Origin of the sequence: Ensifer adhaerens, from assembly GCF_013283195.1 — a bacterium.
Lineage (GTDB): Bacteria > Pseudomonadota > Alphaproteobacteria > Rhizobiales > Rhizobiaceae > Ensifer > Ensifer adhaerens_G.
In genome coordinates this window covers 361,308-375,211 of record NZ_JABEKT010000001.1, presented here as the reverse complement: position 1 = coordinate 375,211, position 13,904 = coordinate 361,308, and the positions used below count along the sequence as shown (strand labels likewise).

The window sequence follows — 13,904 nt, the reverse complement described above, 5'->3', positions numbered from 1 at the left end:
AGGGTTTGGCGCGACACTTTGGCGGATTTGAGCCGGCGCGCGCGGCGATGGCCTTGGCAAGGCGCGCAAGTTTGCCTAATCCGCTAAGTCATCGTCCGAAAGGTCGTCATGTCGGAGAACAGGTCCATGGAAGTTCAAGAGCGGTTGCAGGATGTCGTGAGCCGGATTCACGCGGCGGAGAAGGCGGCAAAGCGCCCGAAGCATGCCGTCAGCCTCGTTGCCGTCTCCAAGACATTCGACGCGGATGCGATCCGTCCGGTGATCGAGGCCGGCCAGCGCGTGTTCGGCGAGAACCGCGTGCAGGAAGCCCAGGGCAAGTGGCCGTTGCTGAAGGGCGAGACGCCGGATCTGGTGCTGCATCTGATCGGGCCGTTGCAGTCCAATAAGGCGGCCGAAGCCGTTGCCCTTTTTGACGTCATCGAGACTGTCGACCGCGAGAAGATCGCCCGGGCGATATCGGCGGAAATGAAGCGTCAGGAAAGGACACTTCGTCTCTACGTCCAGGTCAACACCGGGCTGGAACCGCAGAAGGCGGGTATTGCGCCGAAGGACACCGTTGCGTTCGTGACCTTCTGCCGCGAGGAACTCGATATGGCGATCGAAGGGCTGATGTGCATTCCGCCGGTCGAGGAGAATCCCGGCCCGCATTTTGCGCTGCTGGCGAAGCTTGGCCGCGAGTGCAAACTCGACCGGCTTTCGATGGGCATGTCCGGCGATTTCGAGACGGCGGTGCAGTTCGGCGCCACCAGCGTGCGCGTTGGCTCGGCGATCTTCGGCTCGCGCTGATACCAAAACGTCGCATTACGCTTTCGTCGGGGTTCACCTTCGTTCTCATTAGCCTATCCTTGTGCATGAGGAGGCCGGGCATTGCCTGGCATGCATTGGGAGGAGAACGGATATGGCGAGCCGCTATTCCGAAGTGTACGGCGCGTGGAAGACGGATCCGGAGGGGTTCTGGTCAGAGGCGGCTGAGGCGATCGACTGGTTCGAGAAGCCGGAGCGGGTCTTCGACTCCGAACGGGGCATCTATGGCCACTGGTTTCCCGGTGGGTTGACCAACAGCTGCTACAACTGTCTCGACCGACATGTCGAAGCGGGCCGTGGCGAGCAGATCGCCTTTATCTACGACAGCCCGGTTACGTCCAGCATCGAGCGCATCTCCTATGGAGCGCTGCTTGACGACGTCAAGGCGCTGGCCGCCGTCTACCGCAAGCTCGGCGTCGACAAGGGCGACCGCATCATCATCTACATGCCGATGATCCCGCAGGCAGCGGTGGCGATGCTTGCTGCCGCGCGCATCGGCGCCGTGCACTCGGTGGTGTTTGGCGGCTTTGCCGCCAATGAACTTGCCGTGCGCATCGATGACTGCCGGGCCAAGCTCGTCGTTTCCGCGAGCTGCGGCATCGAGCCCGGCCGGACGGTTGCCTATAAACCGCTGCTGGATGCGGCGGTGACAATCGCTGAGCACAAGCCGGCGCATTGCCTGATCTACCAGCGTGACATGCTCAAGGCGGAGATGACGCCGGTGCGCGATGTCGACTATGCCGCGGCCCTGTCAGCGGCAAAGGACGCTGGCGATGAAGTTGGCTGCACGCCGGTTGCGTCCAACGACCCGCTTTATGTGCTCTATACGTCCGGCACCACCGGCCAGCCGAAGGGTGTGGTGCGCGACAATGGCGGCCACATGGTCGCATTGAAATGGTCGATGCAGAACTTTTTCGGCGTTCAGCCCGGCGAGGTGTTCTGGGCCGCGTCCGACATCGGCTGGGTCGTCGGGCATTCGTTCATCGTCTATGGCCCGCTTCTCAACGGCAACACCTCGATCCTGTTCGAGGGCAAGCCCGTCGGCACGCCGGATCCGGGCACATACTGGCGTATCATAGCGGAGCATGGCGTGGCCGTGATGTTCACGGCGCCGACGGCGTTGCGTGCCATTCGCAAGGAAGATCCCGACGCCGCGTTGGTGTCGAAATATGATATCTCGGGCTTTCGTGCTTTGTTCCTTGCTGGCGAGCGCGCCGATCCCGATACGATCCGCTGGGCCGAGAGGGCTCTGGGCGTGCCGGTCATCGACCATTGGTGGCAGACGGAAACGGGATGGCCGGTCGCGGGCAATCCGCTCGGGCTCGGGCTTCTACCGGTAAAGTATGGCTCTCCTGCCGTTCCATTACCCGGCTACGATGTCCAGATTCTCGACGATGCCGGCCACCCGGTCGACGCGGGAATATTGGGCAATGTCGTGGTCAAGCTGCCCCTGCCTCCGGGATGCCTGCCGACCCTGTGGAACGCCGACCATCGCTTTCGCGCCGCCTATCTCGACGAATTTCCCGGCTACTACAAGACGGCCGATGCCGGTTATCTCGACGATGACGGCTATGTGTTCATCATGGCGCGTACCGACGACATCATCAATGTTGCCGGCCACAGGCTATCGACGGGCGCCATGGAGGAAGTGTGCGCCAGCCACCCGGATGTCGCGGAGTGTGCGGTCATCGGCATCGCCGACGAACTGAAGGGGCAGATCCCGGCCGGATTTCTCGTCATCAACTCGAATGTTTCACGGGAAACGTCCGAGATCGAGCGGGAGGTCATCAGCCTCGTGCGGGACCGCATCGGCCCGGTCGCTGCGTTCCGCACGGCGATGTGCGTCAAGCGGCTGCCGAAGACCCGATCCGGAAAGATCCTGCGTGCGACGATCCAGAAGATAGCCGATCGCCAGCCATGGAAGATGCCGGCGACGATCGACGACCCAGCGATTCTCGACGAGATCGCCGCCGTGCTTCATGCCAAGGGCATCGGTATCTGATTGCGTCTCGCAACGTCAGCGCATGTTGCTGTCGGGTGCGGTCGATCGCGCAACGACGGAACTGAACCACGCGCTGAACGCGGCGACCGCTTTTCCGCGCGCGTTTCTGGTGATGAGAAAATAGCTTTCGTCTTCAAGCGTCGCGACCGTCGAGAGGACGATGAGATCACCCCCGTCGATCTCGCGGCGGAAGACCTCGACAGGACAGAGCGCAACGCCGTGGCCGGCAATCACGGCTGTTGCCAGCAGGTTGAAGTCTTGAAAGACGGGGCCGCGCGGCGGGCCGGTCATGGCCTGGCCGGTTTTGGCAAACCAGTCGCGCCAGCGGTTCGCTGTTTCATCGTGGAGCAGGTCGGCAGCTGCAATCGCGTCTGCGGTGTCGAGCGCGCCCTTGCGCTCTATGTAGCGCGGACTGGCAACCGGACGGTTCGCCCGTGAAAACAGGCGGTCGTTCTGCACGCCGTCCGACCCGTCGGCGCCAAGGGTTATTAAGACATCGCAGCCCGTTTCCCGAAGTCGTTGCTCGGCCATCGCATAGATCACCTTCACGTCGATATCAGCGTGCTGTTGGAGAAATTCGTTGAGCGCCGGTATCAGCCACCGCGTGGCGATCGACGGGATGCAGGCGACGGTGATCGCCGACTTGGCGTTTGCCCGCAGCATGTCCGTTTCTGTTGCGATCCGGGCAAAGCACGACGTCAAGGCATCCGCCAGCCGCTCGGCCTCAGGAAGGAGACGGACGCCGCGTTTCTCCCGCCGAAACAGCGGCCTGCCAAACCATTCCTCAAGCAGCCGGATCTGATGGCTGACTGCGGCGTGCGTGACGTGCAGCTCGTCGGCGGCGCGCGAGAAGCTGGCGAGACGGGCGGCGGCTTCGAATGCGCGAAGCATGCCAAGCGGCGGGAGCATCTATAAATTCTCCTCAACTATCGCCTGAGAAATCGTCGTTTGTCGACGAGAATACCAAGCGAGATAAGGGATCAAGCATAGCGAATGCGCATTTCGACGCCCGCGATGCAAAGATTTCTTATAGGAGGACATAGCATATGTTCGTACGCAGTCTGCAGGATATCGAGGCCACCGATCATTTCGTTGAATGGGGAAGCGGTACCAGCCATCGGTTGCTGACCGAAAGGGATGGAATGGGCTTTACGGTCTGCCATACCGTCGTTCGCGCCAACACCGTCTCGTTGCTGGAGTATCGCAACCATCTGGAAGCCTGTTATTGCATCGCCGGGAACGGCGAGGTGGAGGACATGCAGGGCAATGTCTTTCCGATCCGACAGGGCGACATCTACGTGCTCGACCAGCACGACAAGCACTTTCTGCGGGGCGGAAAGGACGAGGATCTGATCCTGGTCAGCATCTTCAACCCGCCGCTCAAGGGCACCGAGCGCCATAATCTCAGGGATCAGTCCGGTTCAGCCTACTGAAAACAAAAAAAGCCCGGATCGAGCGATCCGGGCTTTTCGTCAGGTCATGACAGGAGGCGATCAGTACTGATCGTCTTCGTCCTCGTCCTTGCGATCCGACTTCAGCGACTTGAGCTTGGCGAAGACGGCATCGGCATCGATTTCCTTCTCTTCTTCGCGCTCGTAGCTGAAGTTGAGCTTTTCGGTTTCCTGGGCGGCTTCCAGCGTCGCGCCGAGTTCGGCGGCTGTCGGCAGCGGGCGGCCCTTGGCGGCGCGTTCGACCTCGAGGTCGAGATCGATCTGCGAGCACAGGCCCAGCGTGACCGGATCCATCGGCGTCAGGTTCGTCGAGTTCCAGTGGGTGCGTTCGCGGATCTGCTCGATCGTCGACTTGGTGGTGCCGACGAGGCGGGAAATCTGCGCGTCCTTCAGCTCGGGATGGTTGCGAACCAGCCAGAGAATGGCGTTCGGGCGATCCTGGCGCTTGGAGACCGGCGTGTAGCGCGGGCCCTTGCGCTTGCTATCGGGAACGCGAACTTTCGGCTCGGACAGCTTCAGCTTGTGGTTCGGATTTCCCTCGGCGCGGGCGATCTCGTCGCGCGAAAGCTGGCCGGTTGCGATTGGATCTAGACCCTTGATGCCCTGCGCCGATTCACCGTCGGCAATCGCCTTCACTTCGAGCGGATGCAGCTTGCAAAACGTGGCAATCTGTTCGAACGACAGTGCGGTATTGTCAACGAGCCAGACGGCTGTTGCCTTGGGCATAAGCAGTTGCTGAGCCATGGATATAGTCCTTTTGTCCGCCGCGCCGGTGTCGCGGGCCGTGGAGTCTACCACTGATTTCCGGGAATTGAGCGCCTCTATAGCGTCGTTGTCTCAAAATTGCAATTCTCCAGTTCCAAATGTCCTTTTGTCTAATTGCGGCTTGGCTTTGACCTGCTATGTATCGTCGCCGAGGCGGGGTCTCCGGGAGTGAGAACCCCAGACAGGAATGCGCAGGGAGGAAAGAATGTCCGCCAAGATCTATCCGGTGTTGAAGTCTGCCAAGAGCCGGACGCTGCTCGACAACACGACCTATCTGAAGTGGTATGAGGAGAGCATCTCCGACCCGGCCAAGTTCTGGGGCAAACACGGCAAACGGATCGATTGGTTCAAGCCATATACCAAGGTCAAGAACACCTCTTTCAAGGGCAAGGTCTCGATCAAGTGGTACGAGGACGGGCTGACCAACGTCTCCTACAACTGCATCGACCGCCACCTGAAGACACACGGTGAAAAGACGGCGATCATCTGGGAAGGCGACAACCCCTATATCGACAAGAAGATCACCTACAACCAGCTCTACGAGCAGGTTTGTCGTCTGGCCAACGTGCTGAAGAAGCATGGCGTCAAGAAGGGCGATCGCGTCACCATCTACATGCCGATGATCCCTGAAGCATCCTATGCGATGCTTGCCTGCGCCCGCATCGGCGCCATTCATTCGGTCGTCTTCGGCGGCTTCTCGCCTGACGCGCTCGCCGGTCGCATCGTCGATTGTGAATCCACGTTCGTCATCACCTGTGACGAGGGCGTGCGCGGCGGCAAACCGGTGCCGCTGAAGGAAAACACCGACACCGCCATCGATATCGCTGCCAAGCAGCACGTGATCGTCAACAAGGTGCTGGTCGTGCGCCGCACCGGCGGCAAGATCGGCTGGGCGCCGGGCCGCGACCTCTGGTACCACCAGGAAACGGCGACCGTGAAGCCGCATTGCGAGCCGGCGAAGATGAAGGCGGAAGACCCGCTGTTCATCCTCTACACCTCTGGTTCCACCGGCAAGCCGAAGGGCGTGCTGCACACCACCGGCGGTTACCTCGTCTATGCCTCGATGACCCACGAATATGTCTTCGACTATCGCGACGGCGATATCTACTGGTGCACGGCGGATGTGGGTTGGGTGACCGGCCATTCCTACATCGTCTACGGACCGCTCGCCAATGCCGCGACCACAGTGATGTTCGAGGGCGTTCCGAATTTCCCCGACGCTGGCCGCTTCTGGGAAGTGATCGACAAGCACAAGGTCAACGTCTTCTACACCGCGCCGACGGCGATCCGCTCGCTGATGGGCGCCGGCGACGATTTCGTCAAGCGCGCCTCGCGCTCGTCGCTTCGCCTGCTCGGCTCGGTTGGCGAGCCGATCAATCCCGAAGCCTGGGAATGGTACTACAACGTCGTCGGCGATCAGAAATCACCGATCGTCGACACCTGGTGGCAGACGGAGACTGGCGGCATCCTGATTACGCCGCTGCCAGGCGCGACCGATCTCAAGCCCGGCTCGGCAACGCGGCCCTTCTTCGGCGTCCAGCCGCAGCTGGTCGACAACGAAGGCAACGTGCTGGAAGGAGCCGCCGACGGCAATCTCTGCATCACCGACAGCTGGCCGGGTCAGATGCGCACGATCTATGGCGATCATGCGCGTTTCGGCCAGACCTACTTCGCTACCTACAAGGGCAAGTACTTTACCGGTGACGGCTGCCGCCGCGATGAGGATGGTTACTACTGGATCACCGGCCGCGTCGACGACGTGCTCAACGTCTCCGGCCATCGCCTCGGCACAGCCGAAGTCGAATCGGCGCTCGTATCGCACCATCTGGTGTCGGAAGCCGCCGTCGTCGGCTATCCGCATCCGATCAAGGGACAAGGCATCTATTGCTACGTCTCGCTGATGGCCGGCGAAATCGGCAATGACGAGCTGCGCCAGGCCTTGGTCAAGCACGTCCGCTCGGAAATCGGACCGATCGCCACACCGGACAAAATCCAGTTCGCCCCAGGCCTGCCGAAGACCCGCTCGGGCAAGATCATGCGCCGCATCCTGCGCAAGATCGCCGAGGACGATTTCGGCGCGCTCGGTGACACCTCGACACTCGCCGATCCGGCGGTTGTGGACGACCTGATCGCCAACCGGCAGAACAAGGCTTAACAAGCGACAGATAGTGAAAAGGGCGGCATCGGCCGCCCTTTTTGATTCATGCTCTCTTCTGACCGCGGCCTTGAACGCGGACGGAGATCAAATCACCGTCTCGACTTTATGAGCCGGATTCCAATTAAAAGTGTCGAACGAAATCAGGCGTCGCTTGCGGCAGGCCTTGGCTGCTTGCAAGCGGAAGAAGGAAACTGTTCCACAAGCTCAAACGGTGAGATCTCTCAGAAATCGATCGCCCGGCCCTTGATTTCCCAGTCGCCGAAGCGTGCCGGGTCGGCGCCGCCGCGGCCGCCGATCTCCTTTGGCAGCACCTTCTCCGCTTCTGCCTGCCGCCGTTCCTCGGCTTCTTTCAGCGCGCGCAGGGCAGCGGCCGGTAGCGGTCTTTTCGGGTGGTCGGGGGCATTGTCGTTGTCGTTCTGCATCTCGCCAGTATCCGGATTCGTGCATCTGTATTGAAGAACGGGGCATTTGCACCCATCATATAAGGCGCCGTTGCCGCAACGGAAACCCTGATTCACGTGAAACGTAGACGACCCGGAGCCCATCATGAACCTCGTTCGCACCGCCATGCTGCTCGCAGTGATGACCGCCCTGTTCATGGCGGTCGGCTTTGCCATCGGTGGACGTGGCGGCATGATGATTGCCTTCGTCATGGCGGCGGGCATGAATTTTTTCTCCTACTGGAATTCCGACCGCATGGTTCTGCGCATGTATCGTGCGCAGGAAGTCGATGAACGCAGCGCGCCGGAATATTACGGCATCGTGCGCGATCTTGCCGCCAATGCCGGCCTGCCGATGCCGCGGGTCTATGTGATCGACAGCCCGCAGCCGAACGCCTTTGCGACCGGACGCAACCCCGAGAATGCCGCTGTCGCCGCCTCCACCGGCCTGCTTCAGGCCCTTAACTATGACGAGGTTGCAGGTGTCATGGCGCATGAACTGGCGCACGTCCAGAACCGCGACACCCTGACGATGACGTTGACGGCGACACTTGCCGGCGCGATCTCGATGCTCGGCAATTTCGCCTTCCTGTTTAGCGGCAATCGCGAAAACAACAACAATCCGCTGGGCTTTGTCGGTGTCCTGATCGCGATGATCGTCGCGCCGATTGCGGCGATGCTGGTGCAGATGGCGATCAGCCGCACACGCGAATATTCCGCCGATCGCCGTGGTGCCGAAATCTGCGGCAAGCCATTGGCTCTGGCTTCGGCTTTGCAGAAAATCGCCGGTGCCGCACACCGGATTCACAATGACGATGCCGAACGCAATCCGGCGACCGCGCATATGTTCATCATCAATCCGCTCTCCGGCGAGCGCATGGACAACCTGTTTTCCACCCATCCGAACACTGAAAACCGGATCGCCGCCCTGCAACAGATGGCGCAGGAGATGTCGATGGGGTCGACGCCGCCGGTTCGGGCTGATAATCCGGTGCGCAAATCGCGCTCTGTTCCCTCTACCGGTTGGGGTCGCGGTGGTTCCGAACCGCCGAAAGGTCCCTGGTCCTGATGTCTGCCGAAAACAACAACGATTCACGTCCGAAACAAAACCGCTCGCACAAGCAGCCGGTCAGGTCGAAAAGGCCTGCACAACAGGAACGCGGCCCAGAAAAGCCCGGTCTGCGCACGCGTCAGGCGGCGGCCAAGATCCTCGGCGCGGTTGTTGATCGCAAGACGTCGCTCGATGGCATGCTCGATCATGAACATGGCAATCCCGCCTATCGCGAGTTGAACGAAGCCGATCGGGCGCTGGTGCGCGCCATTCTCAATTCGGCCCTGCGCCACCTGCCGCGCATCCAGGCGGCGATCGGTTCGATGCTGCAGACCCCACTTCCCGAGGGCGCGCGCGCCCTCGACCATGTTCTGGCCGTGGCCGCCGCGCAGATCCTCTACCTCGACGTTCCCGACCATTCCGCCGTCGACCTTGCCGTCGAGCAGGCACAGGCCGATCCGCGTAACCGCCGGTTTGCCAATCTGGTGAATGCCGTCCTTCGCCGCTTGTCGCGCGAAAAAGACGCGATCCTCGAAAGCCTGCGCACCCTTCCGGCAATGCCGGATTGGTTCTTCGACAGGCTAGTCCAGCGTTATGGGCGCGAACAGGCCGACCTCATCGCCGAAGCGCAGCTGACGCCGGCGGCGATAGATCTGACGGTCAAGTCGGACGCCAATGGTTGGGCTGAACGGCTCGGCGGCACGGTCTTGCCGACAGGGTCTGTCCGCCTTGCCGAATTCTCCGGCACCATCCCTTCCTTAGCCGGATTCTCTGATGGCGAATGGTGGGTTCAGGATGCGGCCGCATCGATCCCGGCTCGCCTGTTCGGACTGCTTGCCGGAAAGACCGTTGTCGATCTCTGCGCTGCCCCCGGTGGCAAGACGGCGCAGCTCATCCTCGCCGGCGCAGACGTCACGGCGCTCGATCAGTCCGCAAGCCGCTTGCGCCGTTTGAAGGGCAATCTCGAGCGTCTGGGCCTTCAGGCAGAGATGAAGGAAACCAACATGGCCGATTTTCGGCCTGAGGACCTCTTCGATGCCGCCTTGCTCGATGCGCCCTGTTCTTCGACCGGGACGACCCGCCGCCACCCGGACGTGCTTTGGACCAAGGGGCCAGAGGACATCGAGAAGCTCGCGCTGCTGCAGGAGCGTTTGCTGCGCCACGCGCTGACGGTGGTCAAACCTGGTGGTATCGTCGTCTTCTCCAATTGTTCGCTTGACCCGCGTGAAGGCGAGGAAGTGGTTGCCCGGGTGGTAGAGGCTGGCGCTGACTATGAACGTGTTCCGGTTCTGGCCAAGGATTGGCCGGGGCTGGAAGATGCGATCACCCCGCTGGGTGAAGTGCGCACGACCCCGTCGATGTTCCCGCTCGATCCGCCTTTCGCCGGTGGACTCGACGGGTTCTACGCCGCAGTGATTCGCCGCAAATAAGTCTGGAAAAGTCGAATTGCCGTCCGGACAGCCTCGGATGCGGGCTGTTTTGTTGTGTCAATTGACGCTTTAAGGCTGCGAGCCTATCAAAGACGAAATAATTATTAAAAGTTTAATGATCTTTCCGGCACCATACGGAGTTGACGTTGAGCGCCGCCTGACCGTTCGGACAGACAAGGACGCTCTGACATTTTGAAACGGCGCATGGTGCGTCTCGAAAATCGAATACGGATCTTCGGGGGCGCATGCGTTATCGATACTGGCGCGAAGCCGACGCATCCGTTCGAGGAACTCGCACGGCTTGCTTCAGGAATGAGGAAACCGGCGGGCGTTGATGGTGTTTTCCGGCAGGCGAAGGCTTTCCTATCTGTATGCGCGTGAAGGCTGGCGCCGCGTGTCGCGCCGGCTTTCGGTCGGCCGCGTCTCGTCGCTGCGCTTTACCGGTTCGACGCCCAGCCGCCTGATTGTCGCGCCAACGGACCTCAGGGCTGTCGATCCCTTCGTGGCCGAGGAAATTCTTGAAGGTCGCTACCCATTGGCCGGTCGCGTGCTCGACACCGAAGGCGAATCGCCGTTTGAAATCGACCTGCCATCGCTTGAATTCGCCGTCCGGCTGCATTCGTTCGGCTGGCTCAGGCATTTACGGGCCATCCGTGAGGATGCCGGCTTCGTGCGCCTGCGGCAGATCGTCGACGACTGGATCGCCACTCACGGCCGTAATTTGGGTGGCATTGCCTGGGATGCCGACGTCATTGCCCAACGCATCATCGCGTGGCTCTCGCACTCGCCGGTGGTGCTGCGCAATGCGGAGCATGGCTTCTATCGCCGTTTCCTGAAAAGCCTGGCCTTCCAGGTCCGTTATCTCCGACACATCGCCGAAACGGTCAGAGATGGCGAGGCGCGCCTGCGTGTCCGGATGGCGCTTGCCATGGCATCGGTCTCGATGCCGTCGACGCCCTCGGCCATTCGCAAGGCGTCGCGTCACCTCGATTTCGAACTCGACCGGCAGATCCTTGCCGATGGCAGTCATTTTTCGCGCAGTCCGCGCGCCGGCCTGGAGCTGCTGCTCGACCTGCTGCCGCTGCGCCAGACCTATGTCAATCTCGGGCATGACGTGCCGTCACGCCTCATTCCCTGCATCGACCGGATGTATCCGGCCTTGCGCTTCTTCCGCCACCAGGGCGGCGAATTGGCGCTCTTCAACGGTGCCACCTCGGTGCTGGCGCATGAACTGGCCTCGGTGCTGCGCTACGACGAAACAGCCGGTGAGCCGTTCCGCTCGCTGCCGCTTGCCCATTACGAGCGCCTGTCGATCGAAAACACCGTCGTCATCGTCGATACCGGTCGGCCGCTTTCGGTCGATCTGTCGCGCAGCGCCCATGCGGGCTGCCTGTCGTTCGAAATGTCCTCCGGCAAGACGCGGTTCGTGATCAATTCGGGCGCGCCGAAGTTTGCCGGCGAACGGTTCCGCCAGATGGCGCGGATGACCGCGGCGCACTCCACCGTCACCGTCAACGACACGTCGTCCTCTCGCTTTTCGCAGTCACGGTTTCTGGGACCGATCATGACCAGCGGCGTCTCGCGGGTCGTCGTGGAGCGCAAGGACGAACCGGGCCGACTCGAATCCGTCGCGGCCAATCATGACGGCTATCTCTCATCGTTCGGGCTGTTACACGAGCGCGACATCGGCGTGCTCAACGGTGGCCGGATAATCCGCGGGCGCGACCGGCTTTCGCGTGCCGACGGCAGCGATCCCGAGGAAACCAACACCGCCGTGGCGGTCGCCCGCTTCCACATTCACCCGGCCGTCACCATTCGCCAGAACAACGGCCGCGAGATCTACCTCACCGCACCCGACGGCGAAGTCTGGCTGTTTGCCTGCCAAGACGGCGAACTGGCGGTCGAGGAAGACATTTTCTTTGCCGATCCCTCGGGCATCCGCGCCTCGTCACAGCTGACGGTCACCTTTGCGGTTGCCAGGCAGCCGGAGATCCAGTGGACCTTCTCGCGCACAAACTGAGCTTATTTTAGGATGTGGGCTTGCCGAGGTTCCTTCGGCCGGAAAGCTATGCTAACGGGCAGCCATCCCAATGCCGGAGCATCCTCCCCGCGCGTCCGGCGCCGCCAAAGGAGCATGGTTGATGGCTGTCGCCTCCAAGAAAATTCCCGCCCCGAACGAGGTTCCTGTCCGGACCGCTCTCCTCTCCGTGTCCGACAAGACCGGCGTCGTCGAGCTTGCCCGGGCGTTGCACGAAAAAGGCGTGCGCCTGGTTTCGACCGGCGGCACGCACAAGGCGCTGGCACAGGCAGGTCTTCCGGTCAGCGACGTTTCGGACCTCACGGGCTTCCCTGAGGTTATGGACGGCCGGGTCAAGACCCTTCACCCCGGTGTCCACGGCGGCCTGCTGGCGATCCGCGACGATGCCGAGCACCAGGCGGCGATGTCGGCCCACGGCATTACCGCGATCGATCTGGCGGTGATCAACCTCTATCCCTTCGAGGAAGTCCGTGCGCAGGGCGGCGACTATCCGACGACGGTCGAAAACATCGATATCGGCGGCCCGGCCATGATCCGCGCATCGGCCAAGAACCACGCCTACGTCACCATCGTCACCGATCCGGCTGATTATCCGGTCCTCATCGAAGAGTTGGCGTCGGGTGCAACGACCTATGCCTTCCGCCAGAAGATGGCTGCCAAGGCCTATGCCCGCACGGCCGCCTATGACGCGGCCATCTCCAACTGGTTTGCCGAGGCGCTCGACACGCCGATGCCCCGTCACCGCGTTCTCGGCGGCGTCTTGAAGGAAGCGATGCGCTACGGCGAAAATCCGCACCAGAAGGCGGGCTTCTACGTCACCGGCGAGAACCGTCCGGGCGTGGCGACCGCCACGCTGCTGCAGGGCAAGCAACTCTCCTATAACAACATCAACGACACCGATGCCGCCTTCGAACTGGTGGCCGAGTTCCTGCCGGAGAAGGCGCCGGCCGTTGCGATCATCAAGCATGCCAACCCTTGCGGCGTGGCCACGGCCCCGACGCTGGTCGAAGCCTATCGGCGGGCGCTCGCCTGCGATTCCACCTCGGCCTTCGGCGGCATCATCGCGCTCAACCAGCTGCTTGATGCGGAAACGGCCGAAGAGATCGTCAAGCTCTTCACCGAGGTCATCATCGCGCCTGAGGTCAGCGATGAGGCCAAGACGATCATCGCCCGCAAGCCGAACCTGCGGCTGCTGACCACCGGCGCCCTGCCCGATCCGCGCATTCCGGGCCTTTCGGCCAAGACGGTCTCCGGTGGTCTTTTGGTCCAGACCCGCGACAACGGCATGGTCGAGGACCTGGAGCTGAAGGTGGTGACCAAGCGCGCACCGACGGCGCAGGAACTGGAAGACATGAAGTTTGCCTTCAAGGTGGCAAAACACGTCAAGTCCAACGCTGTCGTCTATGCCAAGGATGGCCAGACGGCCGGCATCGGCGCCGGGCAGATGAGCCGCGTCGATTCTGCCCGTATCGCTGCGATCAAGGCGGAAGAGGCGGCCAAGGCGCTCGGTCTGGCAACGCCATTGACGCGCGGCTCGGCCGTCGCCTCCGAAGCCTTCCTGCCGTTCGCCGATGGATTGCTCTCGGCGATCGCGGCCGGCGCTACCGCCGTCATCCAGCCGGGTGGCTCGATGCGCGACGAGGAAGTCATTGCCGCGGCCGATGAACATGGCGTCGCCATGGTCTTCACCGGCATGCGCCACTTCCGCCACTGACAGGGCCCGGGGACGACGCTTCACGCCGGCCCCGGATTTTCGCACCTAGCT

Annotated in this window: 12 protein-coding genes; 8 read left to right on the top strand and 4 right to left on the bottom strand. The window is 61.9% G+C overall.

The genetic code is table 11. The features are described 5' to 3' along the window. The first annotated feature begins 126 nt into the window (after positions 1 to 126). Positions 127 to 786: a YggS family pyridoxal phosphate-dependent enzyme gene (locus LPJGGPFB_RS01685; protein ID WP_173418449.1), complete on the top strand. Its 660-nt coding sequence runs from the start codon at positions 127 to 129 to the stop codon at positions 784 to 786. 112 nt (positions 787 to 898) lie between these two features. Next, positions 899 to 2,806: an AMP-binding protein gene (locus tag LPJGGPFB_RS01680; RefSeq protein WP_173418448.1), complete on the top strand. Its 1,908-nt coding sequence runs from the start codon at positions 899 to 901 to the stop codon at positions 2,804 to 2,806. Between the two features lie 15 nt (positions 2,807 to 2,821). Here the strand turns inward: LPJGGPFB_RS01680 and LPJGGPFB_RS01675 are convergent, their stop codons facing one another. After that, positions 2,822 to 3,715: a LysR substrate-binding domain-containing protein gene (locus tag LPJGGPFB_RS01675; protein ID WP_173418447.1), complete on the bottom strand. Its 894-nt coding sequence runs from the start codon at positions 3,713 to 3,715 to the stop codon at positions 2,822 to 2,824. Between the two features lie 137 nt (positions 3,716 to 3,852). Between LPJGGPFB_RS01675 and LPJGGPFB_RS01670 the strand changes: the two genes are divergently transcribed. After that, entirely contained in the window at positions 3,853 to 4,239 is a 387-nt protein-coding gene (locus tag LPJGGPFB_RS01670) for an ectoine synthase (protein ID WP_173418446.1), read from the top strand. A 60-nt stretch (positions 4,240 to 4,299) separates the two neighbouring features. Here the strand turns inward: LPJGGPFB_RS01670 and LPJGGPFB_RS01665 are convergent, their stop codons facing one another. After that, positions 4,300 to 5,001 (bottom strand): DUF1013 domain-containing protein, encoded by a 702-nt coding sequence (locus tag LPJGGPFB_RS01665; RefSeq protein WP_112810452.1) that lies wholly within the window; start codon positions 4,999 to 5,001, stop codon positions 4,300 to 4,302. A gap of 226 nt (positions 5,002 to 5,227) precedes the next feature. On the opposite strand from LPJGGPFB_RS01665, the gene acs reads away from it, so the two are divergent. Then, complete coding sequence (gene acs, locus LPJGGPFB_RS01660; RefSeq protein ID WP_173418445.1) at positions 5,228 to 7,177, top strand: acetate--CoA ligase; 1,950 nt, start codon at positions 5,228 to 5,230, stop codon at positions 7,175 to 7,177. Positions 7,178 to 7,401: 224 nt separating this feature from the next. Here acs and LPJGGPFB_RS01655 read toward each other — a convergent pair whose 3' ends face one another. Then, positions 7,402 to 7,602 carry a DUF1674 domain-containing protein gene (locus LPJGGPFB_RS01655; protein WP_173418444.1) on the bottom strand — a complete coding sequence of 67 codons (201 nt, stop codon included), beginning with the start codon at positions 7,600 to 7,602 and terminating at the stop codon, positions 7,402 to 7,404. A gap of 124 nt (positions 7,603 to 7,726) precedes the next feature. Between LPJGGPFB_RS01655 and htpX the strand changes: the two genes are divergently transcribed. Further along, complete coding sequence (gene htpX / locus LPJGGPFB_RS01650) at positions 7,727 to 8,689, top strand: zinc metalloprotease HtpX (RefSeq protein ID WP_173418443.1); 963 nt, start codon at positions 7,727 to 7,729, stop codon at positions 8,687 to 8,689. A gap of 23 nt (positions 8,690 to 8,712) precedes the next feature. On the opposite strand, the gene LPJGGPFB_RS32930 is transcribed toward htpX, so the two are convergent. Continuing rightward, positions 8,713 to 8,886 (bottom strand): hypothetical protein, encoded by a 174-nt coding sequence (locus LPJGGPFB_RS32930; protein WP_234902914.1) that lies wholly within the window; start codon positions 8,884 to 8,886, stop codon positions 8,713 to 8,715. On the opposite strand from LPJGGPFB_RS32930, the gene LPJGGPFB_RS01645 reads away from it, so the two are divergent. The 3 genes from LPJGGPFB_RS01645 (at position 8,800) to purH (ending at position 13,853) form a co-directional block, all read left to right on the top strand. After that, positions 8,800 to 10,101: an RsmB/NOP family class I SAM-dependent RNA methyltransferase gene (locus LPJGGPFB_RS01645; RefSeq protein WP_234902838.1), complete on the top strand. Its 1,302-nt coding sequence runs from the start codon at positions 8,800 to 8,802 to the stop codon at positions 10,099 to 10,101. The genes LPJGGPFB_RS32930 and LPJGGPFB_RS01645 overlap by 87 nt on opposite strands. A gap of 334 nt (positions 10,102 to 10,435) precedes the next feature. Continuing rightward, the gene (locus tag LPJGGPFB_RS01640; RefSeq protein ID WP_173420919.1) at positions 10,436 to 12,121 is read left to right on the top strand and encodes a heparinase II/III family protein; all 1,686 of its coding nucleotides are present in this window, start codon (positions 10,436 to 10,438) and stop codon (positions 12,119 to 12,121) included. Positions 12,122 to 12,242: 121 nt separating this feature from the next. Further along, complete coding sequence (gene purH, locus LPJGGPFB_RS01635) at positions 12,243 to 13,853, top strand: bifunctional phosphoribosylaminoimidazolecarboxamide formyltransferase/IMP cyclohydrolase (RefSeq protein WP_173418441.1); 1,611 nt, start codon at positions 12,243 to 12,245, stop codon at positions 13,851 to 13,853. Positions 13,854 to 13,904 lie beyond the last annotated feature (51 nt).

Bases quoted from the DNA above. Each gene is read 5' to 3' on its own strand.
- LPJGGPFB_RS01680 (WP_173418448.1), top strand. From the start codon at position 899: ATGGCGAGCCGCTATTCCGAAGTGTACGGCGCGTGGAAGACGGATCCG.
- LPJGGPFB_RS01685 (WP_173418449.1), top strand. From the start codon at position 127: ATGGAAGTTCAAGAGCGGTTGCAGGATGTCGTGAGCCGGATTCACGCG.
- htpX (WP_173418443.1), top strand. From the start codon at position 7,727: ATGAACCTCGTTCGCACCGCCATGCTGCTCGCAGTGATGACCGCCCTG.
- LPJGGPFB_RS01675 (WP_173418447.1), bottom strand. From the start codon at position 3,715: ATGCTCCCGCCGCTTGGCATGCTTCGCGCATTCGAAGCCGCCGCCCGT.
- LPJGGPFB_RS01670 (WP_173418446.1), top strand. From the start codon at position 3,853: ATGTTCGTACGCAGTCTGCAGGATATCGAGGCCACCGATCATTTCGTT.
- LPJGGPFB_RS01655 (WP_173418444.1), bottom strand. From the start codon at position 7,602: ATGCAGAACGACAACGACAATGCCCCCGACCACCCGAAAAGACCGCTA.
- LPJGGPFB_RS32930 (WP_234902914.1), bottom strand. From the start codon at position 8,886: ATGTTCATGATCGAGCATGCCATCGAGCGACGTCTTGCGATCAACAAC.
- LPJGGPFB_RS01665 (WP_112810452.1), bottom strand. From the start codon at position 5,001: ATGGCTCAGCAACTGCTTATGCCCAAGGCAACAGCCGTCTGGCTCGTT.
- LPJGGPFB_RS01640 (WP_173420919.1), top strand. From the start codon at position 10,436: ATGGTGTTTTCCGGCAGGCGAAGGCTTTCCTATCTGTATGCGCGTGAA.
- acs (WP_173418445.1), top strand. From the start codon at position 5,228: ATGTCCGCCAAGATCTATCCGGTGTTGAAGTCTGCCAAGAGCCGGACG.
- purH (WP_173418441.1), top strand. From the start codon at position 12,243: ATGGCTGTCGCCTCCAAGAAAATTCCCGCCCCGAACGAGGTTCCTGTC.